Annotated in this window: 16 protein-coding genes; all 16 read left to right on the top strand. The window is 69.0% G+C overall.

What is annotated here, in order from left to right; all coding sequences use genetic code 11:
* Positions 1-525: 525 nt before the first annotated feature.
* The 16 genes from AB5J50_RS16795 (at position 526) to AB5J50_RS16720 (ending at position 11,158) form a co-directional block, all read left to right on the top strand.
* Positions 526-1,095 (top strand): hypothetical protein, encoded by a 570-nt coding sequence (locus AB5J50_RS16795; RefSeq protein ID WP_369258883.1) that lies wholly within the window; start codon positions 526-528, stop codon positions 1,093-1,095.
* 89 nt (positions 1,096-1,184) lie between these two features.
* On the top strand, positions 1,185-1,391 hold the full coding sequence (locus AB5J50_RS16790; protein ID WP_369258881.1) for a hypothetical protein: 207 nt from the start codon (positions 1,185-1,187) through the stop codon (positions 1,389-1,391).
* Positions 1,392-1,494: 103 nt separating this feature from the next.
* On the top strand, positions 1,495-1,839 hold the full coding sequence (locus tag AB5J50_RS16785) for a hypothetical protein (RefSeq protein WP_369258879.1): 345 nt from the start codon (positions 1,495-1,497) through the stop codon (positions 1,837-1,839).
* Between the two features lie 90 nt (positions 1,840-1,929).
* Entirely contained in the window at positions 1,930-2,832 is a 903-nt protein-coding gene (locus AB5J50_RS16780) for a recombinase RecT (protein WP_369258877.1), read from the top strand.
* Between the two features lie 17 nt (positions 2,833-2,849).
* On the top strand, positions 2,850-3,440 hold the full coding sequence (locus tag AB5J50_RS16775) for a hypothetical protein (protein ID WP_369258875.1): 591 nt from the start codon (positions 2,850-2,852) through the stop codon (positions 3,438-3,440).
* Positions 3,437-4,570 (top strand): PD-(D/E)XK nuclease family protein, encoded by a 1,134-nt coding sequence (locus AB5J50_RS16770; protein WP_369258873.1) that lies wholly within the window; start codon positions 3,437-3,439, stop codon positions 4,568-4,570. The genes AB5J50_RS16775 and AB5J50_RS16770 overlap by 4 nt, the downstream gene beginning before the upstream one ends.
* Before the next feature lie 91 nt (positions 4,571-4,661).
* Positions 4,662-5,585: a helix-turn-helix domain-containing protein gene (locus AB5J50_RS16765; protein WP_369258871.1), complete on the top strand. Its 924-nt coding sequence runs from the start codon at positions 4,662-4,664 to the stop codon at positions 5,583-5,585.
* Positions 5,586-5,685: 100 nt separating this feature from the next.
* Positions 5,686-5,973 carry a hypothetical protein gene (locus tag AB5J50_RS16760; protein ID WP_369258869.1) on the top strand — a complete coding sequence of 96 codons (288 nt, stop codon included), beginning with the start codon at positions 5,686-5,688 and terminating at the stop codon, positions 5,971-5,973.
* Between the two features lie 89 nt (positions 5,974-6,062).
* On the top strand, positions 6,063-6,692 hold the full coding sequence (locus tag AB5J50_RS16755; RefSeq protein WP_369258867.1) for a hypothetical protein: 630 nt from the start codon (positions 6,063-6,065) through the stop codon (positions 6,690-6,692).
* Positions 6,689-7,081, top strand: coding sequence for a hypothetical protein (locus tag AB5J50_RS16750; RefSeq protein ID WP_369258865.1), 393 nt, complete (start codon positions 6,689-6,691; stop codon positions 7,079-7,081). The genes AB5J50_RS16755 and AB5J50_RS16750 overlap by 4 nt, the downstream gene beginning before the upstream one ends.
* Before the next feature lie 175 nt (positions 7,082-7,256).
* A complete protein-coding gene (locus AB5J50_RS16745; RefSeq protein ID WP_369258863.1) occupies positions 7,257-8,759 on the top strand; it encodes a DNA cytosine methyltransferase in 1,503 nt (500 codons plus the stop codon).
* A gap of 30 nt (positions 8,760-8,789) precedes the next feature.
* Complete coding sequence (locus AB5J50_RS16740) at positions 8,790-9,524, top strand: hypothetical protein (RefSeq protein ID WP_369258861.1); 735 nt, start codon at positions 8,790-8,792, stop codon at positions 9,522-9,524.
* Between the two features lie 19 nt (positions 9,525-9,543).
* Positions 9,544-9,999: a hypothetical protein gene (locus AB5J50_RS16735; protein ID WP_369258859.1), complete on the top strand. Its 456-nt coding sequence runs from the start codon at positions 9,544-9,546 to the stop codon at positions 9,997-9,999.
* On the top strand, positions 9,968-10,147 hold the full coding sequence (locus AB5J50_RS16730) for a hypothetical protein (RefSeq protein WP_369258857.1): 180 nt from the start codon (positions 9,968-9,970) through the stop codon (positions 10,145-10,147). Before AB5J50_RS16735 ends, AB5J50_RS16730 begins: the two co-directional genes overlap by 32 nt.
* Complete coding sequence (locus tag AB5J50_RS16725; protein ID WP_369258855.1) at positions 10,144-10,500, top strand: HU family DNA-binding protein; 357 nt, start codon at positions 10,144-10,146, stop codon at positions 10,498-10,500. The genes AB5J50_RS16730 and AB5J50_RS16725 overlap by 4 nt, the downstream gene beginning before the upstream one ends.
* A 64-nt stretch (positions 10,501-10,564) precedes the next feature.
* Positions 10,565-11,158, top strand: coding sequence for a hypothetical protein (locus tag AB5J50_RS16720; RefSeq protein ID WP_369258853.1), 594 nt, complete (start codon positions 10,565-10,567; stop codon positions 11,156-11,158).
* Positions 11,159-12,035 lie beyond the last annotated feature (877 nt).

Genomic DNA, 12,035 nt, shown 5'->3' with positions numbered 1-12,035 from the left:
GGGGGAGCACGCCAGAGACCGCGCTTCGGGGTGCTGGCTGTCCGGTCCTTCGATCCCAACGCCGCCTCCGACCCGAGGATGGTGACCGTCCTACACGCGGCAGATGCGACGGACTTCTGTCACTCCTTCAACGACTTCATGTCCTCGGTGAGGTTCGAGTGACGCAGACTCCGCGTCGAGGTCTCCGGCCCCGCATCGTGCTGGACGCTTGCCGTCGACGGGGTACTTCTCGCTGGCGTCCAGGACCATGTCTTCGCTGGCACAGGCCACGTGCTCGCTTCGCCATGGCCCCAGCCGAACTGCACCCTCCATGCCGACCACGAAGGTGAGCGGTTCGATCGTACGCAGAGGAAGCGGCGAGCCCGCGCAGTGACGAGAAATGGCATGGCCCCCGTCGAAACGGGGGCCACTGGGCCTCTTGGTAGACCGTTAGTCACGGTAGCAGCACCCATCGCGATGCCGGTCGGCGCGGTGTGGCTACGCTCGTTCGGCGGCAGGTTCAAGAGGACAGCGGAGGACAGGGCGATGCATCGGCTGAAGCCGTATCTGGTGGGGTATCAGGAGTTCGCTGCCCTGTACGGGGTCGCGCCGCAGATGGTGTCGCAGTGGCTGTCGCCCAGCCGCGGTGTCCTGGATCCGGCGACCGCCATCGTCGTCTCCGGGGTGCGCTACTGGCCGCTGGGGTTTGCATGCCGTTTCGGCACGACCACCGCCCGGCCGAAGCAGCTGAACGTCCGCTACAAGGAACGGCTCATTGCGGAGCAGGGCGAGGGCTGGGAGGCCGACTCCCGCGACCAACTGCCGCCGATCGTCGGCCAGCAGGAGATCATCGAGCTGTTCCATCTGCCGTCCCAGGGCACCCTGGCCACGCGGATCGCCGCGGGCAACTTCCCGCAGCAGGACTGGCTGCTGTCCGGGTCGGGGCTGTGGCTGCTGGACACCGTGCTTGGCGCGGCGCCCGGGCTGCGGGCGAGCGCGCGCAGCCTGTCCTGGGAGGTCGACGACCAAGTGGCGGCGGCCCTGCGCGGGGGCGCGTATGACGGTCCGGGCTCGAAGGTCCTGACGCGGGGGCGGCATGCACCAAAGGGCCTCTGACCTGCATAAACTCTGTACATTGACCTCGAACGCGAATAAGATATAGGCACATCTTCCCCTAAGGGGTTCATTCGCATAGGAGGCAGATCATGCAGTTCGTGCAAACGCCAGCCGGTGACAGCGTCGCCGCCATGGAGGTGAAGGAGGTCCTGGTAATGGAGCTCGCCCTGTCGCGCTACGTGCTGGAGCATCCGGATTCCCGTGTCGCCGTCCGCATGCTCGCGGACATCTCCCGCGTCAACGAGGAGCGGGAGGCTCGCATGGAGGATCTGGGGGAGGGTGTCGCCTCCTCCTGATCGGTGCTGAGTGAAGTCGCTGCCGTCGTAGCGGGGTTGATCACCGGCCATCCAGCCTGCAAGATAGGTGACATTCTTGCAGGCGTCGCCGAGAGGTGGGGGTATGGAAGGTGTCCAGGACGAGATCCCGGGGTTGGTGATCCACACCGTGCGGCATCCGGACGGCCAGGCGGCCACGATCCAGGCGCAGTTCGAGGCGTTCCACCGGCTCAACCCCTGGGTGCTGCGGGCGCTGGAGAGCCTGATGGCCGACTACCTCAGGCGCGGCGCCACCCGTGTCGGCATCGGGATGCTCTTCGAAGTCCTGCGCTGGCGCTACGCCACCGCCACGGAAGGCGACGAGTTCCGCCTCAACAACAACTTCCGCTCCCGCTACGTCCGGCTGCTCATCGAGCGCCACCCGGAGTGGGGGCCCGCGTTCGAAGTCCGCGCTCTGCGGACCGACTGAGCCAACCCTCTTGGAGACCACCGACCCATGAACCAACCAACCGAACAACCAGCCTCCGACACTGCACAGACTGTCCCCGCACTGGCTGCTGTGGGGGCACTGCCCGAACAGGCCGTCGCCCAGAGCGCGATCGTGCTGCGCGCCGACCAAGCAGAGTTCTCCGCACGCCAGGTGGCCGCCTTGGCACTGATTAACCCCGGCCTCCAGCAGGCCCCCCGCGCGCAGCTTGCGGTGTTCTTCCACTACTGCGTGCGCTCCGGACTCGATCCGTTCGCCCGCCAGATCTACATGATCGGCCGCAAGAACAAGGGCGAGGACCGCGAGGACAACCCGGTCAACTGGACCATCCAGACCGGCATCGACGGCTTCCGCACGATCGCCCACCGGGCGGCCGAGCGGACCGGGGAGCGCATCTCCTACGAGGACACCGTCTACTACGACGCCGACGGCACCGCCCACGACGTCTGGCTGGCACCGGTCCCGCCGGCGGCCGTGAAGGTCACCGTGCTCAGGGGAGCGAGCCGCTTCCCATTCATCGCCCGCTGGAGCGAGTTCGCGCCCGAGTACTGGGACGCCAAGCAGAGCAAGTACGTCGTCGCCAAGATGTGGCGCCAGATGGGCTCCCACATGCTGCGCAAATGCGCAGAAGCCGGCTCCCTGCGCATGGCCGCCCCGCAGGACCTGTCCGGTGTGTACGTCGACGAGGAGATGGCCCAGGCCGACGCCGAAGTCGTGGCCGGGGCCTCCGAAGAGGCCACCCGCAAGCTGCGCGAGGCCGCCGGCCTTGAGACGAGCGAGCCCGAGAGCGAACCCGACCAGCCCGAAGGCGCGACTGCGCAGGAGAAACAGCCCCAGCCACGCAAGCGCACCCCAGCCCGGCCGAAGAACGAACCGGGTGAACCGGCCGCAGATGACAAGCCTGCGCCGCGCCGCCCACGCGCCACCGGCAAGAAGACGGCCACTGCGGCCCGCAAGCCGCCGGCCACGTCCTGAACCACGGGGGAAAGACCATGACCAGCACAGACCTGCCGAACCAGATCCTGACCGTTGCCCGCGCGTCCCTGTCGGCACGAACCCGCTGGGACGAGATGCCGGAGCTCCTCGTCTTCAAGCGCCACAGCGACACCGGCGTGAGCGTCCAGCCGCTACCCATCCCGGACCTGTTGTGGGAGTTGTTCCATCCCGCCGAAGTGATCGTCGCGTCGGCAAGGGCAACCCGCACCACGACCATCGCCGCCGAAGCCGACACCGTCGCGCTGGCTCTGCGCAGTGAGGGGTTCGCCATCACTCCTGACACCAGCCCCCAGGCGGCCGAAGCCATGCGCCGCCGTATGGCCGGAGGCTCGGCTCCCCGCAACGAAGACATCCCCGGGCGGATCGAACAGCGGTGGATCAACGCCGTCGACCGGCACGGCCAGCAGTACCTCGTGACCGCCGACCGGCTCAGCGACGGCAGCGCGGCACCCGCCGTCGGGCACGCCCTTGACGATAGTGAGCGGCTCGGCGGCGCCATCCATGAGGCGCTGGAGGTGTTCTGCCAGACCGTCTGGCCCTGCTCGGCAGCCGCCGCGGCCCCGCATCGGTTGGGAGAGCCCCAGTGACCCTCGTCCAGGAGCGGCCCGTCAGCCTGTGGCCCGCGGCCCACGCGACCGACGCACGCCGCCCGCGCTCCCGGCAAACGAAGATCGGCGCGAGCGACACCGTGTGCGCACGGCGCGCCGGGTACCTTCTGCACGGCCGCACGCCGACCGACGGCGGCGAGAAGCGCAAGGCGATCCTCGGCACCTGGCTGCACGAAGGCGCGCTCGACGCCGTCCGCCAGGAGTACGGGTGGATCATCGAGCGCCGTGTCGAGGACGACACCATCCGCGGGCACATCGACGCCGTCCAGCTCGATGCCCGCACCGCGGCCCGGCTGCCGAAGCGACTGCGCCCCAGCCTCCCGGCCGAGGAGCTGACCGTGGAGGACATCAAGACCAAGAGCACCTTCCAATGGGACGCCATCCTGCGGTACGGGGCCAGCGACGCCGAGATCCGCCAAGTCCTGCTCTACGCCGACCTGTTGCGCACCGAAGGCTTCGCCGACATCAAGGGGCAGCGGCAGCTCGCCCAGCTCGGCCCGCTGCCCGTGGGCCGCATCCGGTTCAGGTTCATCAACCGCGACTCGGGGGACGACCACGTCCAGGAACTGCCGTTCACCGCCGAGCGCGCGAGCGGCGCGCGCTGGTGGGTCGAGCAGGTACGCGCCGCCGAGACACCCGAGGACTTGCCCCGCACCTTCCCCGGCCCAGGCCTGTCCGCTGTCTGCGACAACTGCCCCTTCAAGACGGCCTGCTGGGGCCCGGCCTTCGCCGATCGCAGCCCCCAGAGCCTGCTCGTCCACGACGACGCCGAGCGGGAGAAGACGCTGGCCGAGTACGTCGAGGTGTCCGAGCAGATCAAGCCGCTCAAGGACCGGCTCAAGGAACTGCGCGCGAAGCTCGACGGCGCCGAGGAAGGCGTGTACGGCGACAACGTCCTGTCGTGGAGCGGCGGCAACCCGACCAAAGTCGATGACGTGGACGCCTTGGTCGCGCTGTTCCGGCAGGCCGGGGTGCCGGTGCCGATGGCGCCCGACGTGGCAGCGATGAAGGCCCAGTTGAAGGCGGCCGGCATCCCGGCGCCGATACGCCTCGACCATGAACGGCGCACCACGGTGAGCATCAACGTCACCGTACGCAAGAAACCCTGACCCGCACTCCAGGCAAGGGGCAGGGCCCGATGCAGGCACTGCCCCTACCCCCAGTGCGGCCCGTACCCGGACGTGACATGGAGAGGTACCGGTGAGCATCCAACTGATGGTGGTGGCGGCCTACCTGCCGAAGGAGGTGATCAACAAGACGCAGAAGCTCGTCCTGATGAAGATCGCGGACTCCGCCGACGACCAGACACGCCTGGCCCGACCCGGCCTGGACCGGATGACGGCCTGGGCGGGCGTGGGCAAGAACCAGGTCATCACGGTCGTCACCGAACTGGTCGGCCTGGGCCTGGTGGAGAGGACCGAGATCGGCCGGGCGGGACGGCGCGCCGAATACCGGGTCTTCCCCTACGGCGTGCCGCCCATCCCGTCGACCGAGGAACTGATCGAACGGCACCGTGCCTCGCAGCGTGCGCCGAGAAACCCCCGGCTGGCCCGGGAGCCGTCACTGCGGGGCAAACCGTCGACGGCAGCCCGGACCCGCGACGACGTGTCCGCCCGGGAGGCAGCGCGCGCGGCCTCGGCGGCCGGACAGGAGCCAGGGTTCCCCCAGGGGAACCCTGGCGATGGACAAAAGAGGGTTCCCCCAGGGCAACCCAGTGGGTTCCCCCACGGCGACCCAGTGGGTTCCCCCAGGGGAACCCCTTCTCTTCCTTCTTCTTCCTACAGCCTTCCTAACCCCCCTACCCCCGCGGCGGGCACCGGGGGAGAGGGAGAGGAGCGCGAGCAGGCCGGGGATCAGCCACTGTCCGGCTGCCCTGCGCATCCGCAGCCCGTCGTCGGCTGCCGGGGGTGTGGCACCAACGCGCGCGCCCGTCGCGAACGGACTCAGCGCGAGGCCGCCGAGCGGGAGCGCATGGCCCAGCAGGCGTGGCTGAGGGAGTTCTTCGCCGAGCAGGAGCGGCGGGTTGCCCAGAGCGACCCGGTGGCGCTTGAGATGGCCCGCCAACGGGTCCGGGAACTCGCTCGCCTGGGCCGCACCCGACAGGCCAACTCCGCTGGCAGATAAGAGACTTCAAAGATCACCATCATTGACGCCTCCATGCGTGCGAATAAGATATAAGTAATCGGTTTGAAACCCCTTCGAACCCGACCCTCTTGGAGACCGCATGAACACCGCCGCAGACCGCGAACCCGCAGAGACGGCTTACCTCGTCGTCGCCGAGACCATCCACGGACGACCTGCCGCCCCCATCCTCGGTGAGGGGCTGTTCTGCTCCGTCGAGTGCGCCGGAGTCGGCGTGTACCAGCTGACGCGCTCGATCAGTGCCAGCGAACAGGGTGCGGCCGTCGTCCTGCGACGCCACAACCGCCCCGTCGGCTACGTCGTCACGGGCGACGGCCGGATGTGGCGAGTGGAGTCCCTCCCCGCCTCGGAGCCGCCCGTAGTCGGGTGAATTCATTTCCCCAGAGATAGGTGACATATCTGCATCGACGGCTCCCCTTTCGAGGGTTCCGCCCGCAACAACCCCTCTTGGAGACCTGCATGACCACCATCGCGGCACTGCCCGACCACCACGACCAGCCTCACCCGCTCTGGGGCCAGCTCTTCCGCAGCTACTGGCACGTCATCACGCCACTGCGCTACCTCGGCTGGATCACCGACGTCGACGTCAGCGACGAGTCCTTCATCCGCGCGGACCTGACGGACGGCACCGAACTGATCATCGCCTCCGAACACGGACTGCCCCTCGATCCGGCCGAAGTCACCGGCTGGCGGGTCCTGCGCCGGGACATCGACAACCCCGCACGGCACACCGTCCTGTACGACTCCGCGCCGGGCGGCCCGCAGCGCCACTGCCACACGGGCCTGCTGCCGATGTTCGCCCGCATCGACGCACTCAACGCCCCCAAGCTGGCATCCCGCCTGACCGCATCGGCCACCTACTGCGCCCCCTACGGCCTCAACACCAGCCAGGGCGGAGCGAGCGAGACGCCCGGGATGGCCGTCGCCCGCTACTTCGAGTGGTGCCATCACCTCGCGGCCGTCGACGGCTACCAGCGTGTCTGGGTGCGGCCCGAGCCCGACGGCTACCCGCTCACGGTGCTGGAGAAGGACGGCTACATCGCCACCGTCCGCGTCACCCGCAGCACCGACCCGGAGGGCGCGCAATGACGCTCCACTACCTCAGCGCCGTCGAGACTCTGCGCCGGGCCGACGAGGCCAAGGCCCGTGCCCTGTACGCCGACGTCATCGGCGCCCTCGAACAGCACTGCACAGAGGTCGGCGTGGACTGGCCCGGCAACGAGCTGAACATCATCGTCCCGCTCACCGCCGACGGCGAGCAGTACATCGCCATCGCGGGCCGCACGTCGCTGCCCTGGCACGACGACCGCACTGAGCTCGGCGGCTGGACGGCCCAGCATGTCGACAACACGCACGGCACCTCGAAGGTCATCTACGACACCACGACCGGCGAGGGCGAACCGCCCGGCGACCTGTCCATCGAACCTCTCGCCGAGGAGGTCGGTGCCTACGTGAACGGCTGGCGCGATGCCCGCTGAGGAGCGCCGCCGGTGATCTGGCTGCTGATCCTCCTGCTCCTCGGCCTCACGGCGTTCATCGCCCTCGGCATCGAGGACAGCCGCCACCACCGCGCTCCGCGCTCCTGACCAGTCCTGACCAATGGCCGCCCGGCCCCGCCGGACCGGGCGGCCCCACCCCTGGAGATCCATCCCGTTGCCCCGTGCCATATCCCTGCTCTGCGGAGCAGGCGGAGACGCCCTCGGCCTGAAGGAGGCCGGCTTCGACATCCTCCTCGGCATCAACCACTGGCAAACCGCCATCGACACCTTCGAGCTCAACCTCCCCGGCGCCACCGGGCGGGTGGCCGACCTGCGCAACTACCCCATGCGCTGGCTGCCGAGGGCGGAGATCCTGTGGGCCTCCGTCATCTGCACCGAGATCAGCCCCGCAGGCGGCCGCCGCCGCCCGCCCGACCCCGCTCAGGAAGCCCTCTTCGAGGAAGAGGAGCAGTGGCGGCAACTGCCGCCGGAAGCCTTCGAGATGACCCGCGCCACCGCCTGGTGCGTGCTGGGCGCGGCGGCGGTCAAGAAGTTCCCCTGCGTCGTGGTCGAGAACGTCGTGGAGTTCGTCACCGACTGGCCCTTCTTCCCGGAATGGATCAGGTCCATGAGGAAGCTGGGCTACCGCGTCCAGATCGTCTCCGCCTCCTCCGCACACATCGGCTCCGACACCAACCCCTACGCACCCCAGTGGCGCGACCGGGTGTACATCGTGTTCACGCTCAAGAGCGTGCGCCGCCCGGATCTGGCCCCGCGACCGCGGGCACACTGCTTCGCGTGCGGGCGGGACGTCAAGGCCCGCCAGAGCTGGCGCAATCCGAAGGTCAAGGTCGGCAAGTACGGCCAGCAGTACGACTACCGCTGCCCGAACACCAGCTGCGGCCACGCCCTGGTCGAGCCCTACGTGCGCCCCGCCTCCGACATCATCCAGTGGGACAACATCGGCACCCGCATCGGCGACCGGGAGCGGCCGCTGGTGGAGAACACGATGCGGCGCATCGAAGCCGGACGGGCCAAGTACCCCTTCGAGCCCAGCGTCATCACCCTCACCCACGGCAAGGACGGCACCGACCGGGCCTTCGGCCCGCACGAACGCCCCCTGCCAGCGAGGACGGGCAAGATCGGCGAAGCCCTGTTCGTACCGGTCGGAGGCTCCTGGAACGACACCCCGTACCCGGTGGAAGGGCCGATGCGCACCCGCACCACGCGGGAGAGCGAAGCCCTGGTGACCCTGGATCCCGCCCCGTTCATCGTGGAGTTCCGCAACAACTGCGACGCCGCACCGGTGTCCAATCCCATCAGCACCCTGGCCGGCGCCCGCCATCACGGACTCGTCATGTCGGAGACGGCTGTGCGCGAGCGGGAACGCAACACGCTCGTCATCCCCTACCGCAAGGGCAGCGCGCCGAAGACCGTCGGCGAGCCCCTGCACACCATGACCACCCGCGACTCGGCGGCCGTGGTACGCAACGCGCCCGCCATCGAGGACTGCCACTTCCGCATGATCCAGCCGCCCGAGCAGCTGGCGGCACAGCGGTTCCCCGACACCTTCGAGCCCGTCGGCAACAAGGCCGAAGTGACCATGCAGGCCGGCCAGGCCGTGAGCGTCAACGTCGCCCGTTACTTCGGCGAACGCCTCATGCCGGTCCTGGCCTGACCCCCACCCCGAAGAAAGGACACCCCTGCCATGACACCTGACCAGATCGCTGAACTCGCCCGCTTCGCCGAGCAGCGGGGCGCACTGGAGGCCGAACGCCGCCGCATCGACAAGGCCTACTGCCTCGCGGTGCTCGACCACATCAGTGCGAAGATCCGTGCCGCCTGCCCGGAGGCCGTCTACGTGACCTACGCCTACTACGGCTCACGCACCCTCGACCTCCACGGAGTGCTGGGCGCCCAGACCAGCCCGGTGGGGACGTGCCCCGAACTGTGGTCCAACCTTGAGGGCGAGGGCGGCGCCGAGCACCCGCTCGACGCCATCGCGGACGCCATCGAGTCCGACGTGCAGACGGCGCTCGCCCCCTACAGCTCCCCGGCGTGGGCGTCGGTCCACCGCAACTCAGCATCCGAGGGCAACTCGTGGCTGCTGGAGCTGCCCCCGGCCGACCGGGCCGCCCGCGTGGCCGAGCTGGTGCGCGAGCACCACCCGGACGCGACCGCGGTCGTCGTCGACGCCCGCAGCGCCGGAGGCCGGATCATCGAGATCCTCGCAGGCGAAGCAGACGACGGCACTGCGGTCCGTACGCCGCCGGGATGGCTGGCCGACTGCGACACCGTCCTCACCCGGCTGCTCAGCCAGATGTTCGCCCTCCCGGCCCTGGCCGACCGGCACCTGATGCCCCTGCCCCGTGACTACGTCCACCCGTACGGCATCAGCCCCAGCAGCCAGATACGGCTGATGCCGCTGCCCCCGACCGCGTAGCCGCCCGGAGAACCACCAGATGAGCAGCCCTTGGTGGGTCCGCGAGGCACCATGCGGCGGGGACGGGCGCTTCACCCCCGACGACGTTTCCGAGGACACGCTCAGGGCAGCGCAGACACAGCAGCTGCTGCAGGTCTGCCAGCAGTGCCCGTTCCGCTCCGCGTGCATCAGCCTCGTCCTGCCGCGCCGCTCGAAGTTCGACGGGATCTGCGGCGGACGGCTCTGGCTCAACGGCGAGATCCGCGCCACCTGCGAGAACGCCGACCCCGCCGAACTCGCAGAACCTACCTCGCCCATCACCCACGGCACCGAGGCCGGCGCCCGCGCCCACAACCGGCGCGGAGAGACGGCCTGCTCCCTGTGCCGGGAGGCCGCACGACTCGCCCAAGCCGCCAGACGCGCGAAGCGACGGGCCCCACACACCCAAAAGATAGGAGACATCATTGCAACAGATATTGAAGATCGCGGGAAGTGAGTACGCCGTGGACCACGTCGTCGCCGCCGTCGATCCGGGCTTCGGCCTCCACGCCCTCCCCGCCAGGTGGCGTGCCCTCCCCGGTGATCCCTGCCCACCGCCCCAACTGCCCAGCTCCGTCTACGAAGTGAAGGAAGAAGACCAGTGAACAAGGCCCAGCTCATCCAGGCCGTCGCCGACAAGGGCGGAAGCCACCTCACACCGACCGAGGCCGTGGAGACAGTCCTCGACGTCATGGTGCGCGCCGTCGCCGCCGACGATGCAGTGTCGGTCACCGGTTTCGGCACTCTCCTCGCGCGCCGCCGCCCCAAGCGCCGCGCGCGTAACCCGCAGACCGGCGAGACGGTCGTCGTCGACGCCTCGCGCGTCGTGAAGTTCCGCCCCGGCGTGCGCTTCCAGGACCTGGTGGATGGCCGCGCAGACATGCCCGAGTCCGGCAACTCCATCAAGAAGGCCCCCAAGACGCCCCGCAACAACGCCCTCACGGAGCCCCGCCCGTAACCCCCCACACCACGCCGCCACCCCGGTGTGCGCCGGGGGCGGCGGCCGCCCGAAGGAACCCTTGATGAACCACCCTGTGGGAACCGAGATAGAAGCCACCGCCCAGTGGCTTGAAGCCCATTCCGCCGCCGGCGCCGCCACCGTCCTGCGCCGCGTAGCAGGGCAGCGTGACCGGTCGAGCGATCAACTCGCCGTCGCACTCAACCGCCTGCACCGTTACCGCTCGGCGTGGCTCTCGGCGCGACAACGCGCCCAGAGTCCCGCCGACCAGCAGGCCGAGCGGTTGGACGACGCGGCTCAGCTCAACCACCGATTCAGCCAACGACCGGCAACATCAGCCCAGCCCGAGCAGGACGCTCTCCGCGACCACGCCCTGATGCGCGTCGACCTGGCACGCTTCCAGAACCTGGTCGAACGCGCGGGATGGCTGCCCGACGCCGAACCACGGCGCCTGTGGCGCTGGCGCAACGGCTGGTGGGAGCTGGTCCACCACAAGAGGAACCCGAAGGACGGCTACCACGACACCGGCTGGTACCTGTGGGGGCCGGTCGAAGGCTGCTTCGGCGAATGGACCGCCAGGCAAAAGGACGCCGCCCTCCGGGACGCCGACCGGCTGATCACCCAGCACCTGGCCGCCCGGGCGGAGGACGAGCGGTGAACACACGGCATCCATGCTGGGTGACTCGGATGCCTCGCCGTGCAGTTCGGCCGGTAGGCCGGTCCTACAACGTCAGCTCACCCGGCTTCGGGCGGGGCTTGGGGGCGGGAGGAGCCGGGGACTCCAGCAGGTCCGCAGGCGCCGGACGCGCCTCAGGTTCGGGCGGTGCCGGATTCCGCCGAACGCGCCGCGTGCGACCGGCCAGCCGACGACGCGCATGGGGCTGTGCCGGCGGCCAGCAAACGGGGCAAGGATCGGATGCCTCACGCAGCTCAATGGTCAGCACTTCGAACGTCAAACAGTTCGGTGGGCGGTGCCCCGCCCGCTCCGGCGACTGCTCGGACTGCTCCGTCACGGCGGGGGTGTACCCGATTGCACGCCTGATCACTCGTCAGGCCAACATGCATGCTCCTCGCTCCCGCATTCTCCGCGCCTCTAGCCAGTGAACGACGTGGGGCGAACACAGTCGGGGCCGTGATGGGCCTCGAATGGCTCGGCTACCCCACCGTGCCGGTCCCCGACACCCACCGCCGCGCCCTCGAAGCCGTGTAGTGGCCAGACCTCATTCCGGCATCCGCCAATCAAGGAAATTGAATTGCGGAAAATAAATGCGAATTCGAATTGGTGGATATTGCTTCTGGGGTATTTGCCATTAAGATATAAGTAAGCAATTCGGAAATGGCCGAATTGGAAAGGGGATTGGAAATGCGGATTCAGAACAGCGGCTGTCCGTGCGCGTGCAACCGAGGCGGCTTCTGCGGAGGCTGCGGCCACGCCGGATGCGGCGGACGCCGCTAGCAACCACCAAACCCCCAGATCACCCTGCGCCCCCGGCCCCACGGCCGGGGGCGCACTCATACGCGCAAGCGCCCTCTTG

The organism is Streptomyces sp. R35 (assembly GCF_041053035.1).
Classification (GTDB): domain Bacteria; phylum Actinomycetota; class Actinomycetes; order Streptomycetales; family Streptomycetaceae; genus Streptomyces; species Streptomyces lutosisoli.
Note: the sequence above shows the minus strand (reverse complement) of the source record. Positions and strands in the feature narration are given on the sequence as shown.

Coding starts and splice junctions, on each gene's coding strand:
- AB5J50_RS16795 (WP_369258883.1), top strand. CDS start 526: ATGCATCGGCTGAAGCCGTATCTGGTGGGGTATCAGGAGTTCGCTGCC.
- AB5J50_RS16790 (WP_369258881.1), top strand. CDS start 1,185: ATGCAGTTCGTGCAAACGCCAGCCGGTGACAGCGTCGCCGCCATGGAG.
- AB5J50_RS16785 (WP_369258879.1), top strand. CDS start 1,495: ATGGAAGGTGTCCAGGACGAGATCCCGGGGTTGGTGATCCACACCGTG.
- AB5J50_RS16775 (WP_369258875.1), top strand. CDS start 2,850: ATGACCAGCACAGACCTGCCGAACCAGATCCTGACCGTTGCCCGCGCG.
- AB5J50_RS16760 (WP_369258869.1), top strand. CDS start 5,686: ATGAACACCGCCGCAGACCGCGAACCCGCAGAGACGGCTTACCTCGTC.
- AB5J50_RS16755 (WP_369258867.1), top strand. CDS start 6,063: ATGACCACCATCGCGGCACTGCCCGACCACCACGACCAGCCTCACCCG.
- AB5J50_RS16750 (WP_369258865.1), top strand. CDS start 6,689: ATGACGCTCCACTACCTCAGCGCCGTCGAGACTCTGCGCCGGGCCGAC.
- AB5J50_RS16740 (WP_369258861.1), top strand. CDS start 8,790: ATGACACCTGACCAGATCGCTGAACTCGCCCGCTTCGCCGAGCAGCGG.
- AB5J50_RS16735 (WP_369258859.1), top strand. CDS start 9,544: ATGAGCAGCCCTTGGTGGGTCCGCGAGGCACCATGCGGCGGGGACGGG.
- AB5J50_RS16720 (WP_369258853.1), top strand. CDS start 10,565: ATGAACCACCCTGTGGGAACCGAGATAGAAGCCACCGCCCAGTGGCTT.